The sequence below is a fragment of the Streptomyces sp. NPDC057307 genome, from assembly GCF_042667665.1.
In the GTDB taxonomy this organism is placed as follows: domain Bacteria; phylum Actinomycetota; class Actinomycetes; order Streptomycetales; family Streptomycetaceae; genus Streptomyces.
Window position 1 is genome coordinate 35421 of record NZ_JBHUZM010000007.1, and the last position, 15094, is coordinate 50514.

General features: G+C 72.4%; 13 protein-coding genes. 2 read left to right on the top strand and 11 right to left on the bottom strand.

Annotated elements, in window-relative coordinates:
- Window positions 1–40: 40 nt before the first annotated feature.
- The 6 genes from ACFUN8_RS04590 to pdhA all read right to left on the bottom strand — a co-directional run bounded on the left by ACFUN8_RS04590 (window position 41) and on the right by pdhA (window position 7281).
- The gene (locus ACFUN8_RS04590) at window positions 41–1099 is read right to left on the bottom strand and encodes a potassium channel family protein (protein WP_383631530.1); all 1059 of its coding nucleotides are present in this window, start codon (window positions 1097–1099) and stop codon (window positions 41–43) included.
- A 20-nt stretch (window positions 1100–1119) separates the two neighbouring features.
- On the bottom strand, window positions 1120–2649 hold the full coding sequence (locus tag ACFUN8_RS04595; protein WP_383631338.1) for a molybdopterin molybdotransferase MoeA: 1530 nt from the start codon (window positions 2647–2649) through the stop codon (window positions 1120–1122).
- Window positions 2646–3533: an NTP transferase domain-containing protein gene (locus tag ACFUN8_RS04600; protein WP_383631341.1), complete on the bottom strand. Its 888-nt coding sequence runs from the start codon at window positions 3531–3533 to the stop codon at window positions 2646–2648. Before ACFUN8_RS04600 ends, ACFUN8_RS04595 begins: the two co-directional genes overlap by 4 nt.
- Window positions 3534–3692: 159 nt before the next feature.
- Window positions 3693–5060, bottom strand: coding sequence for a dihydrolipoamide acetyltransferase family protein (locus ACFUN8_RS04605; RefSeq protein WP_383631344.1), 1368 nt, complete (start codon window positions 5058–5060; stop codon window positions 3693–3695).
- On the bottom strand, window positions 5060–6094 hold the full coding sequence (locus ACFUN8_RS04610; protein WP_383631347.1) for an alpha-ketoacid dehydrogenase subunit beta: 1035 nt from the start codon (window positions 6092–6094) through the stop codon (window positions 5060–5062). Before ACFUN8_RS04610 ends, ACFUN8_RS04605 begins: the two co-directional genes overlap by 1 nt.
- Complete coding sequence (gene pdhA, locus ACFUN8_RS04615) at window positions 6091–7281, bottom strand: pyruvate dehydrogenase (acetyl-transferring) E1 component subunit alpha (RefSeq protein ID WP_383631533.1); 1191 nt, start codon at window positions 7279–7281, stop codon at window positions 6091–6093. The genes ACFUN8_RS04610 and pdhA overlap by 4 nt, the downstream gene beginning before the upstream one ends.
- 192 nt (window positions 7282–7473) lie before the next feature.
- Between pdhA and ACFUN8_RS04620 the strand changes: the two genes are divergently transcribed.
- Window positions 7474–7971, top strand: coding sequence for an Lrp/AsnC family transcriptional regulator (locus ACFUN8_RS04620; RefSeq protein WP_382562283.1), 498 nt, complete (start codon window positions 7474–7476; stop codon window positions 7969–7971).
- 30 nt (window positions 7972–8001) lie between these two features.
- Here ACFUN8_RS04620 and ACFUN8_RS04625 read toward each other — a convergent pair whose 3' ends face one another.
- Both ACFUN8_RS04625 and ACFUN8_RS04630 read right to left on the bottom strand, forming a co-directional pair.
- Window positions 8002–8598 carry a TetR/AcrR family transcriptional regulator gene (locus ACFUN8_RS04625; protein WP_382562050.1) on the bottom strand — a complete coding sequence of 199 codons (597 nt, stop codon included), beginning with the start codon at window positions 8596–8598 and terminating at the stop codon, window positions 8002–8004.
- Window positions 8595–10124: a 3-hydroxyacyl-CoA dehydrogenase gene (locus tag ACFUN8_RS04630; protein WP_383631351.1), complete on the bottom strand. Its 1530-nt coding sequence runs from the start codon at window positions 10122–10124 to the stop codon at window positions 8595–8597. Before ACFUN8_RS04630 ends, ACFUN8_RS04625 begins: the two co-directional genes overlap by 4 nt.
- 267 nt (window positions 10125–10391) lie before the next feature.
- Here ACFUN8_RS04630 and paaN point away from each other — a divergent pair, with 267 nt between their 5' ends.
- Window positions 10392–12101 carry a phenylacetic acid degradation protein PaaN gene (gene paaN / locus ACFUN8_RS04635; RefSeq protein ID WP_383631354.1) on the top strand — a complete coding sequence of 570 codons (1710 nt, stop codon included), beginning with the start codon at window positions 10392–10394 and terminating at the stop codon, window positions 12099–12101.
- Window positions 12102–12145: 44 nt separating this feature from the next.
- On the opposite strand, the gene ACFUN8_RS04640 is transcribed toward paaN, so the two are convergent.
- From ACFUN8_RS04640 to ACFUN8_RS04650, 3 genes are all read right to left on the bottom strand, one after another.
- Complete coding sequence (locus tag ACFUN8_RS04640) at window positions 12146–12898, bottom strand: TrmH family RNA methyltransferase (protein ID WP_383631357.1); 753 nt, start codon at window positions 12896–12898, stop codon at window positions 12146–12148.
- A 34-nt stretch (window positions 12899–12932) separates the two neighbouring features.
- Window positions 12933–14252 (bottom strand): HTTM domain-containing protein, encoded by a 1320-nt coding sequence (locus ACFUN8_RS04645; RefSeq protein WP_383631536.1) that lies wholly within the window; start codon window positions 14250–14252, stop codon window positions 12933–12935.
- Window positions 14253–14320: 68 nt separating this feature from the next.
- A complete protein-coding gene (locus tag ACFUN8_RS04650) occupies window positions 14321–15079 on the bottom strand; it encodes a DUF5819 family protein (RefSeq protein ID WP_383631360.1) in 759 nt (252 codons plus the stop codon).
- Between the last annotated feature and the right edge of the window lie 15 nt (window positions 15080–15094).

The window sequence follows — 15094 nt, forward strand, 5'->3', positions numbered from 1 at the left end:
AGGTCCTGTTGGGGCTGCTGGGGGAGGGTGGCCGGCCGGGTCAATCCGCCTTGTTCTGCTCCGGGTTGGGGGTATCCGCCCGTACGATCGTGATCAACCGGTCGGTGAGTTGGAGCGGGCTGGCCGCCGGGTCGTCGTACCCCAGCAGCCGGTGCCCGCGCAGGACGCTGACGATCAGGTCGTCCGTCTCCCGTACGCCACGCCCCACCTCGGCCTTTATCACCGGCCGTTCGATGAGGTCGAGACCGCTGCCCTGCTGGATCAGGTCCTCCATCACCGTGCCCGCGACGGGGCTCAGCACGGAGAGCCCGAGCAGCCGGCCCGCCGCGCTGGCGCTGGTGATGACGGCGTCCGCGCCGGACTGGCGCAGCAGCGGCGCGTTCTCCTCCTCGCGCACGGCGGCGACGATCTTCGCCCCGCGGTTGAGCTGACGCGCGGTCAGCGCGACCAGCACCGCCGTGTCGTCGCGCTGAGTGGCGATCACGATCTGCCGTGCCCGCTGGAGTTCGGCCCTCAGCAGCACATCGCTACGCGTCGCGTCGCCGATGACACCCACGAATCCGTCCGCGTTGGCCGCCTCGATCACCTTCGCGCTGGGGTCGACGATGACGATCTGGTCCTTCTTGAGCCCGGTGGCACAGAGGGTCTGCATCGCCGACCGGCCCTTGGTACCGAAGCCGACGATGATCGTGTGGTCACGCAAGTTGGACCTCCAGCGGTTCAGCCGCCACTCCTCCCGGGTGCGCTCCGTGAGGACCTCAAGAGTGGTGCCGACCAGAATGATCAGGAAGAGCACGCGCAGCGGCGTGACCAGCACGACATTGATGAGCCGGGCCGCGTCGCTGTACGGGACGATATCGCCGTAACCCGTGGTGGAGAGGGTGACGGTGGCGTAGTAGACGGAGTCGAGCAGATCGACCGAGTTGTCGGAGTTGTCGTGGTAGCCCGTGCGGTCGATCCAGACGATGAAGACCGTGGTGGCCAGCACCCCGAGCGCCATCAGCAGCCGCTTGCTGACCTGCCGCAGCGGCTGCTCGACGATCCGGCGCGGCAGCTTCACCCGGCTGGTGACCAGGTGTTCGTCGGCATGACGCGCCATCGCGTCGTGGCCGGGAAGTTTCACGTGAAACACCCGTCGTCGATGGAGGCGGTGGCGTCCGCCCAGGCGGCCCAGGGCAGATCGAGGACTTCCAGCTCGTCCCCCGGCCGCGCGCCGCCGGGCGGCACGACCGCCAGTCCGTCGGCGACGGCGATCCCGCGCAGCATGGCGGGACCGTTGTAGCGCAGCGGCACGAGCCGGTCGTCACGGTGGACGAAGGGCACGAGCCTGGTGTCGTACGGGTGGCCGTGCACCTCGTCGCGTACCGGGGCGTGGTACGCGGGCTGGGCCGTCCGCCCGCCGAGTGCCCGCAGCAGGGGCTCGGCGAGCGTCAGCAGCCCGGAGACGGCGGCGAGCGGATTGCCGGGGAGGCCCACCAGATGGCGGCCGGAGGCGAGCCTGGCCAGCAGCATGGGGTGGCCGGGGCGTACGGCGACGCCGTCCACGAGCAGCTCGGCGCCCGCCGCGGCGAGCACGGGGTGGACATGGTCGACGGGGCCGGCGGCCGTACCGCCCGTGGTGAGGACCAGATCGGCCTCGGACTCGGTGACCGCCCGGTGCAGGGCCTGGGCGTCGTCGGCGACACGGCGGGTGTCGATGACCTCGGCGCCGAGTGCGCGCAGCCACGGCGCGATCATCGGGCCGAGCGCGTCGCGGATGAGGCCGTCGTGGGGAAGTCCGCGGACGAGCAACTCGTCGCCGAGGACCAGGATGTCGACGGTCGGGCGGCGGGCGGTGAGCAGTTCGTCGTAGCCGGCGGCGGCGGCCAGGCCGAGCACCGCCGGGGTCACCACGGCGCCGGCGGGCAGGAGTTGGTCGCCGGAGCGGCACTCCTGGGCGCGTGGGCGGATGTCCTGGCCGTGGACCACCTCGCGTTCGGCGTGGAGATGGCCGGTGGTGTCCGTGCGGGCGTGCTCGCTGCGGACCACGGCGGTGGTGTCGGGCGGGACACGGGCGCCGGTGGCGATCCGTACCGCTGTGCCGTCGGGGAGCGCGGTGGTGGCGGCGTGCCCGGCGAGGATGCCGGGGGCGGACGCCGTGTCGTGGGCCTTGTCGTGGGCGGTGTCGTGGGCTTTGTCGTGGGCGGGCTGTACCGGTCGTACGGACCAGGGGCCCGGTCCGGAGACCGCCCAGCCGTCCATCGCCGAGGTGTCGAAGGAGGGCAGGTCGGTGAGCGCGGCCAGGGGCTCGGCGAGGACGTGTCCCAGAGCCTGTTCGAGCGGGACGCGGCGGGTGCGGGGGGTGACGGTCGCACCCTGTGCGGTGGCGCCAGCGGTGGCGGTGGCCGCCGAGCGGCCGGAGCGGGCGGCGATCGCACGGGCCTCGGCCCACGGCGCCGCGTGGTGCCTGCTCGTGTCGCCGGGCCCGGACTTCGGGGGCGGGGCGGCCTGGTCGCGGCGTCGGTCCTGGGCGTGGCGCCGGTCCTGGGCGTGGCGCGGCTCGGTGGCCGATTCGTCGCCAGGCGCCGGGTGCGGCTGCGGCTGCGGCTGCCTGGCGAACAGCGCGAGAACGTCCTCGACGCCGTCGACCTCGCGGTCCTGAGCCGTCATCCGGCGTCGGCCCCCTTGGCCTTGCCGCCGTCCTCGGCCGCCTCGTCGGCCCAGCGCAGGGCGAGCGCCGTGGCCTTCCGGGACGCCTCGGCCACCGCCTCGGGACCTCCGCCGCCGGCCGCGGCGCGGCCCGCCGCGTACCCGACCAGGAAGGTCGTCAGCGGCGCGGCTGGCCGGGCCACACCGTGCGCGGCGTCGCGGGCGAGATCGAGGAGGACGGTGATGTCGACGTCCAGCTCGTAGCCGAGTTCGTCCTTGACTGCGGTGATCCATTCGTCCAGCACGGTCCCATGCTCCCTGATGCGTGCCCGCGCCGCGGAGATGTCTTCCCAGGTGTCGCAGTCGAAGGACGCGAGCGGGTCGGCATCCGCAGCGACCCGGGCGAGGTCGAGTTCATGCGTCAGCAGTCGTAGCGGCAGCCCGGCGAGGCTGCCGTACTCGGTGGCCAGGAGGGCGATCTCGCGGCGCAGCGGTTCCGTACGGTACGCCGCGACCAGCGGCTGGTCTCGACCGTCGGGGTCGGTGAGCAGCGCGCCCTCGCGTGCGCCGTCCGCCGCGAGTACGTCCAGGAGCCGGGACGTCGTCTCCCGCTTGAGGAACGGCAGGTCGGCGGAGAGGACGAGGACGGTGTCCGCCTCGACGTGCCGGACCCCCGCGTCAAGCGCGGCGACCGGGCCGCCGCCGGGCGGCTCCTCGCGCGCCCAGTGCACAGGTCGCGCCGTGGGCCGCCGACCGCCCACGACCACGGTGCGCGCGGCACCGCCGCACGCACCGAGCACCCGGTCGAGCAGAGCCCGCCCACCGACGCTGACGGCGGGCTTGTCGGCTCCGCCGAGCCGCTTGGCGGCACCTCCGGCGAGCACGATGGCGTCATGGGCGCTCATGGTCATGACTGAAGTATGGGCCGCGATCGCGCGTCAGAACGTATGCGATGTACGACCGTGATGTACGACCGCACCGCCTGACGGGTGCACGGGCACTTCCCCGGGCCCCTACCCGGGCGCGTACTCGGGCCCGGACCCGCGTCCGTATCCGGGCGCGCCCTACAACGTGCGCAGCAGCACCGCCGGTTGTTCCACGCAGTCCGCCACGTACCGGAGGAAACCGCCCGCCGTGCCGCCGTCGCACACCCGGTGGTCGAAGGTGAGGGAGAGCTGGACGACCTGGCGTACGGCCAACTCCCCCTGGTGAACCCACGGTTTGGCGACGATGCGGCCGACGCCGAGCATCGCGGCCTCCGGGTGGTTGATGATCGGTGTGGAGCCGTCGACGCCGAACACGCCGTAGTTGTTCAGTGTGAACGTCCCGCCGGTCAGATCGCCCGGGGTCAGCCTCCCCGACCTGCCCGCCTCCGTCAGCCGGGCGAACTCCCCGCTCAGCGACTCGGCCGAGCGGCTCTGCGCGTCCCGTACGACGGGGACGACCAGCCCGCGCTCGGTCTGGGCCGCGAACCCGAGATGCACGTCGCGCAGGCGGACGATCTCCCTGGCCTCCATGTCCACCGTGGAGTTGAGCTCCGGGAAGCGCGCGAGCGCCGCCGTGCAGATCCGCGCCAGCAGGGCGATGAGGGAGATCTTCGGGCCACCCGCCGCGTTCGCGGCGGTCCTCGCGGCCATCAGCTCCGTCGCGTCCGCGTCGACCCAGCAGGTCGCTTCCGGGATCTCACGCCGGCTGCGGCTGAGCTTGTCGGCGACCGCGCCCCGCACACCGCGCAGCGGTACGCGCTCGGTGACCGCCCCGGACGCGGCGGGTGCGCTCGTGGACGCGGGCGCCGTGTCCGCCGTCTGTACGGCCTGTTCGATCCGCTCGATGGCCGACTCGACGTCGCACCGCAGGATCAGCCCGTCCCGGCCCGATCCCACCAGCTCTCGGAGGTCGAGGCCGTTCTGCCGGGCCAGCCGTCGCACGAGGGGCGAGATGACCGGCACGGGCCCGGCATGATCGGGCCCGGAGCGATCGGATGCGGGCGCCGGCAGCGGATCGACAAGCGCGACAGGTGCGGCCGTGGGCGTGACAACGGCCGTCGCGGGGCGGACCCGGCGGCGTCGGGCGGCCGGGGCACCGGTGCCGTAGCCGACCAGCACGTTCCCCGACGTCTCGGCCGATCCGGCCCCGGCGTCCGAACCCGTGCCCGAACTCCCGGCGGCGACCGGTGCCGGCTCCGACGCCCCCACGGCGACCGTCAGCAGCGGCGCGCCGACCGGCAGCTCCGTGCCTTCCTCGCCGTACCGCGCGGTGACCACGCCCCCGTAGGGGCACGGCACCTCCACCATCGCCTTGGCCGTCTCGACCTCGACGACGGGCTGGTCGATCGCGACGACGTCGCCGACCGCCACCAGCCAGCGGACGATCTCGGCCTCGGTCAGCCCCTCGCCGAGGTCCGGCAGTTTGAATTCGAGCACCTGGGCCATCAGCTGTCCGCCTCCCACTGAAGCCGCGCGACCGCGTCGAGCACCCGGTCCACACCCGGCAGATGGTGCTGTTCCAGCATCGGCGGCGGATACGGGATGTCGAATCCGGCGACCCGCAGCACCGGCGCCTCCAGATGGTGGAAGCACCGCTCGCTGATCCGGGCGGCGATCTCCCCGCCGGGCCCGCCGAAGCCGTTGGACTCGTGGACGACCACCGCGCGGCCCGTGCGCCGTACGGAGGCGACGACCGTCTCGTCGTCGAAGGGCACCAGCGAGCGCAGGTCCACCACTTCCAGGTCCCAGCCCTCCGCGCGCGCCGCCTCCGCCGCCTCCAGACAGACGGTGAGGGAGGGGCCGTACGTGACGAGCGTGGCGCTCAGTCCCGTACGCCGCACGACGGCGCGGCCGATCGGCTCCACCGTGGCAGGCGCCTCGGGCGACCACCGCGCCTTCGACCAGTAGAGCCGCTTGGGCTCCAGGAAGACCACCGGGTCGTCGGAGGCGATGGCGGCCCGCAGCAGCCCGTACGCGTCGTCGACCGTCGCCGGGGTGACGACATGGAGGCCGGGCGTCGCCATGTAGTACGCCTCGGAGGAGTCGCTGTGGTGCTCGACCCCGCCGATCCCGCCGCCGTACGGCACGCGGATGGTGATCGGCAGCGGCAGCGCGCCGCGCGTGCGGTTGCGCATCTTGGCGACATGGCTGATCAGCTGCTCGAACGCGGGATAGGCGAAGGCGTCGAACTGCATCTCCACGACGGGCCGCAGCCCGTACATCGCCATGCCGACCGCCGTGCCCAGGATCCCCGCCTCGGCCAGCGGTGTGTCCGTACAGCGGTCCTCGCCGAACTCGGCGGCGAGTCCGTCGGTGACCCGGAAGACCCCGCCGAGCGTGCCGACGTCCTCACCGAGGACGTGCACGGTCGGGTCCTCGGCCATCGCGTCACGCATCGCGCGCTGCAGCGCCTGCGCCATGGTGGCCGGCTTCGCCGCCTTGGCGGTCCCGGCCGCCTTGGCGGCAACGGTGGTGGTCATCGCGCCTCACCCTGTCCCGATACGCCGCCGGCCGACTCGGCCGGCTCTTGCGACGCGTCCAGCTCGGCCCGCAACTGGGCCGCCTGCTCGCGCAGTTGCGACGTCTGCTCCGCGTAGACGTGCGCGAAAAGGTCCATGGGGTCCAGCTCCGGCTCGGCGTTCATCCGGTCGCGCAGCCGCGCGGCCATCGCGTCGGCGTCGTCCGCGGCCTTCCTGATCCCGTCCTCGTCGAGCATCCCGCGCTCCGTCAGCTCGTGCTCCAGCAGCCGGACCGGGTCGTGGGCCCGCCACGCCTCGACCTCGCCGTCGCCGCGGTAACGCGTCGCGTCGTCCGCGTTCGTATGAGCCTCGATGCGGTAGGTCACGGCCTCGATGAGCGTCGGGCCGCCGCCGCTCCGGGCGCGCCGCACGGCCTCGCCGAGCACCGTGTGCACTGCGGGCGCGTCGTTCCCGTCGACCAGCCTGCCCGGCATTCCGTAGCCGACGGCCTTGTGGGCCAGCGACGGCGCCGCGGACTGCTTGGCGAGCGGGACGGAGATGGCGAAGCCATTGTTCTGCACGAAGAAGACGACAGGTGCCTTCCACACGGCGGCGAAGTTCAGCGCCTCGTGGAAGTCGCCCTCGCTGGTGCCGCCGTCGCCGACCAGGGCGAGCGCGACCACGTCGTCACCCTTGAGGCGCGCGGCGTGCGCCAGCCCGACGGCGTGCGGCAGCTGGGTGGCCAGCGGTGTGGAGAGCGGGGCGATGCGGTGCTCGCGGGGGTCGTATCCCGTGTGCCAGTCGCCGCGCAGCAGCGTGAGGGCCTGGACGGGGTCCAGGCCGCGCGCCACGACGGCGAGGGTGTCGCGGTAGCTGGGGAAGAGCCAGTCCTGCTCCTGGAGCACCAGGGCCGCGGCGACCTCGCATGCCTCCTGACCGGTGCTCGACGGGTAGACGGCGAGTCTGCCCTGCTTGGTGAGGGCGGTGGCCTGCGCGTTGAACCGACGGCCGCGGACCAGCTCCGCGTAGAGCCGCAGCAGCAACTCGGGGTCGATGTCCGCCGCGGCTTCCGTACCCAGTACGCGGTACGGCTCGCGGTCGGGGAGCAAGGGGGCGGGGTCCGTGCGGGGCTGCCACGCCGGGGGCGGGGTGGACCGGTGGACGACGGCACCCGGGGGCTCCTGGACCGTCGTGCTGCTCTTCTTCAACGCGTGCACCTCCTCATGGGAGCGGGCATGGGCGGCGCGCGGAGATGTGGTGCGCCTCACCTACCGATTGTTCGGTCGCCGTGCCAATTTGGCTACTGGCGCCTTCAGCCTGTGGACAAACGGTTCTGCACAGCCTGGGATGGGCACAAGGTGTCCAAGAGCGGAGAGGTGGGGGACATGACGGCTGAACAAATGGCCGAGGGCTGGGAGCGGACCGGGCAGGAGCCCCCGCCCCGGCCGCTGGACGCGATCGACCGCGACATCCTGCGCATCCTCCAGACGGACGGCCGCGCCTCGATACGGTCGGTGGCCGAGCGCGTCCATGTCTCGCGCGCCAACGCGTACGCCCGGATCAACCGGCTCATCGAGGACCGGGTCATCCGGGGGTTCGGCGCCAGGATCAACCACGAACGGGCAGGTCAGGGCGCCTCCGCCTACATCACGCTCAAGATCGTGCAGAATTCCTGGCGCACCGTGCGCGAACAGCTCCAGGAGTTGCCGGGCGCCACGCACATCGCGCTGGTCAGCGGTGATTTCGATGTGCTGCTGCTGGTCCACGCGCCGGACAACCGGACGCTGCGGGAGCTGGTGCTGACGCGGCTCCAGTCGATCCCCGAGGTGCTGTCCACCCGCACCCTGCTGGTCTTCGAGGAGACCGACCTCGACCCGAAGGCCCCGCCCGCGCCCTGAGACGGCGCCGGGGCGGGTCGGGGGCGAGTGTTACGAGGGTTCCGTACGCAGCCCGTCGAAGGCCATCCGTACGACCGCCTCGGCCACCTGGTCGCTGTCGTAGCCACCGGCCGCCTGCGGGCGGTACCACTCCACCAGCGAGTTGATCATGCCGAAGAGCAGCCGCGTCGCGAGCCGGATGTCCATGTCCGCGCGGAGGTCGCCGTCGGTCGCCGCCGCCTTGAGCAGATCGGCGACCCGCTGGTCGAACTCACGCCGCCGCTCCATGGCCCAGCGCTCGGTCCTGGTGTTGCCCCGCACCCGCAGGAGCAGCGTCACGTAGGGCAGCTCCGCCATCAGGACCTCGACGGTGCGGCGCGTCACGTACTCGACCTGCTCGATGGCCCGGCCGCGCCCGGCGCCCGGCTCGTCGAGGATCCCGAAGAGACCGTCGATGGCGCGGCTGACCGCACGGCGCAGCAGCTCCTCCTTGCCCGCCACATGGTGGTAGATCGAGGACTTGGAGATGCCGGCGGCCTTCGACAGATGCTCCATGGAGGTGCCGTCGTAGCCGCGTTCGTTGAAGACGCCGACGGCGACGGTCAGCAGTGTCTCGGGGGTGTACGTGTCCCGCTTGGCGGTCGTCATGAGCCCGCTCCTTCCGACGCGGCCTCGGCGGCGGCGCGGCGGCGCAGCGCCTGGGAGGCGGCGTACCGGCCGGACGGATACTCCTCGTGCAGCCGCTCCAACAGATGGAGCGTCCGGCCGGCCCCCAGCTCGGCGCCCCAGTCGAGCGGCCCGCGCGGGTAGTTCACCCCGAGCCGCATCGCGGTGTCGATGTCCTCGGCGGACGCGACGCCGCGTGCCTCGGCGTCGAGCGCGAAGTCGACGAGCATGGCGACCGTCCGTCCCACGATCATGCCGGGGACGTCGGCGATCACACTCACCTGCTTGCCGAGCGCCTGGAAGAGCCCGACGGCCGCCCGGACCGACTTCTCGGCCACCGTGGCGGACGGCGCCAGGGCTATCCGGGTCGCGGTGCGGTAGTCGAGCGCGAGGTCGAAGTGGATCAGCGGTACGGAGGAGCTGTCCGCCGCTTTGCCGTCCGTGAGGAACAGCCGGGTGCCGCAAGGGAGTTCGAGCCACCCGGGACGGCCGGGGAGGGCGCCTTCCTTACGTATGACATCGATCCCGGCCTCCTCGATCAGCTCGGGCAGCGCCGCCGCCGCGAACAGCTCGCCGTGCACGACGACGGACGACGGCGGTTCGGCGGGCGGCGCGGTGTCCGGTACGGGCGCGGGGGCGCCGTCCTCGTAACCGAACCAGCCCCGGCCCGACTTGCGGCCCAGCCGGCCCGATTCCACGAGGCGCCGCTGGGCGAGCGAGGGGGTGAATCCGGCGTCCTGGAAGAAGGACTCCCAGACGGAGCGGGTGACCGCCTCGTTGACGTCCTGGCCGATGAGATCGGTCAGTTCGAAGGGGCCCATCCGGAAGCCGCCGCACTCGCGCAGGACAGCGTCGATGGTCGCCGGGTCGGCGGCCCGCTCCTCGTGCAGGCGCAGGGCCTCGGCGTAGTAGGGGCGGGCGACGCGGTTCACGACGAAGCCCGGGGTGTCGGCGCAGCGCACCGGGGTCTTGCCCCACGCCGCCGCCGTCGCCCACGCGCGCGCGGCCGTCGCCTCGTCGGTCGCGTGGCCGCTGACGACCTCGACCAGCGGCAGGAGGGGGGCGGGATTGAAGAAGTGCAGGCCGACGAAGCGGCCGGGGTGGCGCAGGGCGCCGGCGACGGCCGTGACGGAGAGGGAGGAGGTGTTGGTGGCGAGCAGGCAGTCGTCGCCGACGATGTCCTCCAGCGCCGTGAACAGCTCCTGTTTGACTGCCAGTTGTTCCAGGACGGCTTCGACGACGAGCGCGGCGTCGGCGAGTTCGGACAGGTCCGCGGCGGGGAGCAGCCGGGCCTTGGCGCTGTCGCGGGCCGCCGCGTCCAGCCGGCCCTTCTCCGTCAGCCGGTCCAGCCGGGCACCGACGGCCTCCGCCGCCTGCCGGGCACGGCCGGGCAGGGCGTCGTAGAGGCGCACGGGATGGCCGGCGACAAGAGCCACCTGGGCGATTCCCTGTCCCATCGTGCCGGTGCCGACCACCGCGACGACGCGGGAGCGCTCGATTGCAGTCATGAGCCCGATCCTCCTGTATGGACTTCCGCCGCGGTACGGGACCTCCCCAAGGCGGCCGGTCTCGGGTGGCGATCAGCCGGAACTGACCGGAACGACACCGTCCGCGCCGACGGGCCGGACGGCGGGAGAGGCGGCCGGAAAGCGCGGGTTTTCCACAGCCCCCCTTGTCCCGACCGATCGTTCGGTTACTCTAACTCTGTCCGTTGCCCATGTCCCCTTGTCGCTCCTGTCCCTGTCCCGCCCAGCTCGAAGAGGAGTTGGTCAGTCATGGCCGCCCAGCTCAGCCCCCAGCAGCTCACCGAGAAGCACCGGCCCACGCTCGACCAGGCCCTCGACGCGATTCGCACGCGTGCCTACTGGTCGCCGCACCCCGAGCACCCGAAGGCGTACGGCGAGAGCGCGCCGGCCGACGGCCTGGCCGCGTTCAAGGCCCTGCACGGCACCCGTATCGACCTCGGCCAGCCGGGCACCGACGGCTGGACGGGCGGCGAGGTCTCGCCGTACGGCCCGGAGCTCGGCGTCGAGTATCCGCACGCCGACGTGGACGTCCTGCTGCCCGCGATGCGCGCGGGCATGAGCGCCTGGCGCGCGGCGGGACCCGAGACACGCGCTCTGGTCTGCCTGGAGATCCTGGCCCGGATCAGCGCCCGCACCCATGAGTTCGCCCACGCCGTGATGCACACGAGCGGACAGGCGTTCATGATGGCGTTCCAGGCGGGCGGACCGCACGCCCAGGACCGCGGCCTGGAGGCGGTGGCGTACGCGTACGGGGAGCAGACCCGTACGCCCGGCGACGCCGACTGGTCCAAACCCCAGGGCAAGCGCGACCCCCTGGAGCTGCGGAAGTCCTTCACGGCCGCGCCGCGCGGTGTCTCGCTGCTGATCGGCTGCAACACCTTCCCGACGTGGAACGGCTATCCGGGCCTGTTCGCCTCGCTGGCCACCGGCAATCCGGTCCTCGTCAAGCCGCACCCGCGCGCGGTGCTGCCCCTCGCCCTCACGGTGAAGGCGGCCCGCGAGGTGCTCGCCGAGGCCGGCTTCGACCCGAATCTGGTCGCGCTGGCCACCGAGCGCCCCGGCGAGGGCATCGCGAAGACCCTGGCCGTACGGCCCGAGGTCAAGATCATCGACTACACCGGGTCCACCGCCTTCGGCGACTGGCTGGAGACCAACGCCCGCCAGGCGCAGGTCTACACGGAGAAGGCGGGGGTCAACACGGTCGTCGTGGACTCCACCGACGACTACAAGGGCATGCTCGCCAATCTGGCCTTCTCGCTCTCGCTCTACAGCGGCCAGATGTGCACGACCCCGCAGAATCTCCTGATCCCGCGCGACGGCATCGCCACGGACGCGGGCCCGAAGTCGTACGACGAGGTGGTCGCCGACCTGGCGGCCTCGGTGAGCGGCCTGCTGGGCGACGACGCCCGCGCCAACGGCCTGCTCGGCGCCCTGGTCAACCCGGACGTCAAGGGGCGGCTCGACGCCGCGGCCTCTCTGGGCGACGTGGCGCTCGCGTCGCGCGAGATCGCCAACCCGGACTTCCCGGACGCGGTGGTCCGCACACCGGCGATCGTCAAGGCCGACGGCTCGCGCAAGCAGTGGGACGCGGCGGCGGGCGGCGACGGCTCCGAGGCGCCGTATCTCGCCGAGTGCTTCGGCCCGGTCTCGTTCGCGGTCGCCGTGGAGTCGACCGAGGAGGCGCTGGAGCTGCTGCGCCGTACGGTGCGCGACAAGGGCGCGATGACCGTCGGGGCGTACACGACCTCGGCGGCCACGGAGCGGGCCGTCGAGGACGTCTGTGTGGAGGAGCTGGCCCAGCTGTCCCTGAATCTGACGGGCGGCGTCTATGTGAACCAGACGGCGGCCTTCTCCGACTTCCACGGCTCCGGCGGCAATCCGGCGGCGAACGCGGCGCTGTGCGACGCGGCGTTCGTGGCCAACCGCTTCCGTACGGTGGAGGTCCGCCGCCAGGCGTGACGGCCGCACTCGTGCCCGGCCGTCCAACGGCGGCCGGGCGCGGGTCAGTTCGGGCCGCCCCAGTGGAAGAGCGTCATGGCGACGCTGGTGGCGAGGTTGTAGCTGGAGACCTGGGGCCGCATCGGCAGCGCCAGCAACGTGTCGGCCCGCTCCCGCAGTTCGGCGGAGAGTCCGTGCCGCTCGGAGCCGAAGGCGAGCAGCCCGCCGTCGGGGAGCGTCACCGACCGGATGTCGTCGCCCTCCGGATCCAGGGCGTACAGCGGTCCCGGCGGCAGGGTCTCGGGGGACAGCCGCTCCACGACGGTGGCGAAGTGCAGCCCGGCGCCCGCGCGGACGACGTTCGGATGCCAGGGGTCGAGGTCCCCGGTGGTCACCACCCCGGTCGCCCCGAAACCGGCCGCGAGCCGCACCACGGCCCCGACGTTCCCGAGGTTGCGCGGATTGTCGAGGACGACGACCGGCGAGCGCCGGGGCGCCGCCGCCAGCGCGGCCAGATTCTCCGTACGCCCGGGCCTGACCGCCAGGGCCACCACCCGCGTCGGGTGCACCTTCGGCACCAGATCCCGCAGGTCGTCGGCCGGCACTTCGACGACGGACCACCGGAGTGTGCCGGTCAGGTCGTCGGCGAGTTCGGCCGCGAGGGCGAGGACGGACTCCTTGTCACTGGTGACGGCGAGCCGTACGTCCGCCCCGAACCGCAGCGCGTGCTTCAGCGCGTGGAAGCCGTCGAGCACCACCGCGCCGGGGGCGCTCTCGTGCCACAGCCGCAGGGCGCTCGCGGGATCGACGTCGTTCATCGCCCCAGCGTAGGCGGGCGCGCGGGCAGGGCCGTCACCGGACGAGCGGGGAGTCCACGCCGGTGCCGGGCGGCACGGGAGGGGTCGGGTCGTGCGCACCCGACCCGACGTCGTCCTTCCGTCGCCGGTCCGGCACGCTGTCCCCACCTCTGCCCCCGCCGCTGTCCCGGCCGTCTCCGTCCCTCTCCCCGCCGTCGGCCTCGTGAGGCGAGTGCGCGGTGAGCCGTCGCCGCAGCCTGGTCGTCGTGTCGCCGACCCACACCAGGAAGCCCGTCGGCAGGAAGACGGCATCGGCCGCGATCATCGCGAGCGAGAAGAACGGCAGCCCGAGCAGGACGGCGATGCCCGCGTGCTCCAGGATCATGGCCACCAGCAGGACGTTCTTGACGCGCCGGTTGAACAGCGTGAACGGGAACGCGACCTGCACCATGACGGTCCCGTACGTCAGCAGCAGCACGATCACGCCGCTGGACGCCAGGATGTCGGAGAGAGCGGGCCAGGGGGCGAAGTAGTCCAGGTTCAGCGGGTAGTACAGCGCGGTACCGTCCTGCCAGCGCGAGCCCTGGATCTTGTACCAGCCGGCCGTGGCGTAGATCAGACAGACCTCCACCATGATCACGACGAGCGTGGCGTTGTGCGTGAGGTTCGCGATGACGTCCAGCAGCGCGCGCGGCTCGCTCCTCGGCGCGTGGCGGTTCACCGCCCACCACAGCCCCTGGGAGAGCCACAGCGTCCACAGCAGCGCGATCACCCACCACTCGCCGCCGGTCGTGTCCAGCAGCGTGCCCAGCAGGGCCACGCCGAGCACGCCCCACAGGAGCGGTCCGACCCGGTCCGGCGGCGCGGTCCCGCCGGCCGCCACGACGCGCTCGGCGCGGACCTTGCGGCGGGCGTCCAGCGACCAGACCTGGCCGCAGCGCGTGAGCACCAGATAGATCGCCATCAGGTGGATGACGTTGTCGCCGCCGTCGCCCATGAAGATGCTGCGGTTCTGGAGGGACAGCACGCCCACCATGAAGAGCACGGACATGGTGCGGGTGCGCCAGCCGATCATCAGCAGGGCGCTGGACAGTACGGCGACGGCGTACACGATCTCGAACCAGACGCCGCTGTCGGACCACATGAGCGTGGTGAACGCGCCGTTGCCCGCGATCAGTTGCTGGGCCATGTCCCAGCTCCACGGGCCGCCGGGCCCGTACAGCTCACGGCGGTTGGGCAGTTCACGCAGCAAGAAGAGGAGCCAGGCGGCGGCGAAGCCGATGCGGACGACGGCGCTCTGGTGCGGGCCGAGGGCCCGGGACGTGACGCGCCGGAGGGCGAGCGCGGCCTTGCGGTTGACGGACACCACGGACATGGCGGAGGGCGCGGGCGCCCCGGACGTCTCGGACTCGGGCGCCTCGTGGGCGGGGCGGGCGGGGCGGCTCATCCGCGGGCCTCCGTACGGCCGTCGGCGGTTACGTCGCCGGTGCCGGCGCCTTGGTTCCGTACACCCTCGGACAGGTCCTCGGGGGTCACGGTCCACCACGGGAAGACCCGGTAGCCGGGCTTCGTGTTGATCTTCTCGTCACTCCACGGGGGCGCCGCGACGGACCTGGTGGCGGACCTCAGCTGGAAACGCTCGACGGGCCCGCCGAGATCGTGCGACTCCAGGCGCAGCATCACTATCCGGCGTATGTAGCTCTCGGAGAGCTGGCCGCGCAGACCCTCGGGGCGGGCCTTGTCGTCGTGGGAGTTGACGAAGAAGTCCCAGCCCCGGCGCAGCTCGTTCTGGTCGACATGGCTGGGGAGGGGGTTGCCGCGGATCGCCGCGCCGTCCTCGGCGGTCAGATTGATCCAGCCGGTCGTGCCGCTCGATCCGTCCGCCCTGTCCACCTCGGCGCGCACCTCGACGGCGATGTTCTGCTGGAGCGGGTTGGGCGCGAAGAGTTTCCAGTTCTGCTCGAACTCCGGAAAGACCCAGTCGCCGACCTGCTCGCCGTACTTCTTGGAGACCGTGTTGTCGGGCGCGACATGCAGGAACACCATGGCCACATGGCCCACGGCGACCAGTCCGACGACCGCGAGGGCGAGCGCGGCGGCCACCTGGTACCGGAAGGAGAGCCCCGCTATCCCCTGAGACGGATCCGGCGCCGGAGCCGGTGGTGGCTCCGGATTCTCACCCTTGTCGTCGTACGAATCCATCCCGCCCCGATCCCC

What these genes read in the sequence shown, in the direction of transcription:
- ACFUN8_RS04640 (WP_383631357.1), bottom strand. Translation starts at nt 12,898, where the DNA reads ATGAACGACGTCGATCCCGCGAGCGCCCTGCGGCTGTGGCACGAGAGC.
- ACFUN8_RS04610 (WP_383631347.1), bottom strand. Translation starts at nt 6,094, where the DNA reads ATGACCACCACCGTTGCCGCCAAGGCGGCCGGGACCGCCAAGGCGGCG.
- ACFUN8_RS04630 (WP_383631351.1), bottom strand. Translation starts at nt 10,124, where the DNA reads ATGACTGCAATCGAGCGCTCCCGCGTCGTCGCGGTGGTCGGCACCGGC.
- ACFUN8_RS04595 (WP_383631338.1), bottom strand. Translation starts at nt 2,649, where the DNA reads ATGACGGCTCAGGACCGCGAGGTCGACGGCGTCGAGGACGTTCTCGCG.
- ACFUN8_RS04620 (WP_382562283.1), top strand. Translation starts at nt 7,474, where the DNA reads ATGGCCGAGGGCTGGGAGCGGACCGGGCAGGAGCCCCCGCCCCGGCCG.
- paaN (WP_383631354.1), top strand. Translation starts at nt 10,392, where the DNA reads ATGGCCGCCCAGCTCAGCCCCCAGCAGCTCACCGAGAAGCACCGGCCC.
- ACFUN8_RS04650 (WP_383631360.1), bottom strand. Translation starts at nt 15,079, where the DNA reads ATGGATTCGTACGACGACAAGGGTGAGAATCCGGAGCCACCACCGGCT.
- ACFUN8_RS04625 (WP_382562050.1), bottom strand. Translation starts at nt 8,598, where the DNA reads ATGACGACCGCCAAGCGGGACACGTACACCCCCGAGACACTGCTGACC.
- ACFUN8_RS04605 (WP_383631344.1), bottom strand. Translation starts at nt 5,060, where the DNA reads ATGGCCCAGGTGCTCGAATTCAAACTGCCGGACCTCGGCGAGGGGCTG.
- ACFUN8_RS04600 (WP_383631341.1), bottom strand. Translation starts at nt 3,533, where the DNA reads ATGAGCGCCCATGACGCCATCGTGCTCGCCGGAGGTGCCGCCAAGCGG.
- ACFUN8_RS04645 (WP_383631536.1), bottom strand. Translation starts at nt 14,252, where the DNA reads ATGTCCGTGGTGTCCGTCAACCGCAAGGCCGCGCTCGCCCTCCGGCGC.
- ACFUN8_RS04590 (WP_383631530.1), bottom strand. Translation starts at nt 1,099, where the DNA reads ATGGCGCGTCATGCCGACGAACACCTGGTCACCAGCCGGGTGAAGCTG.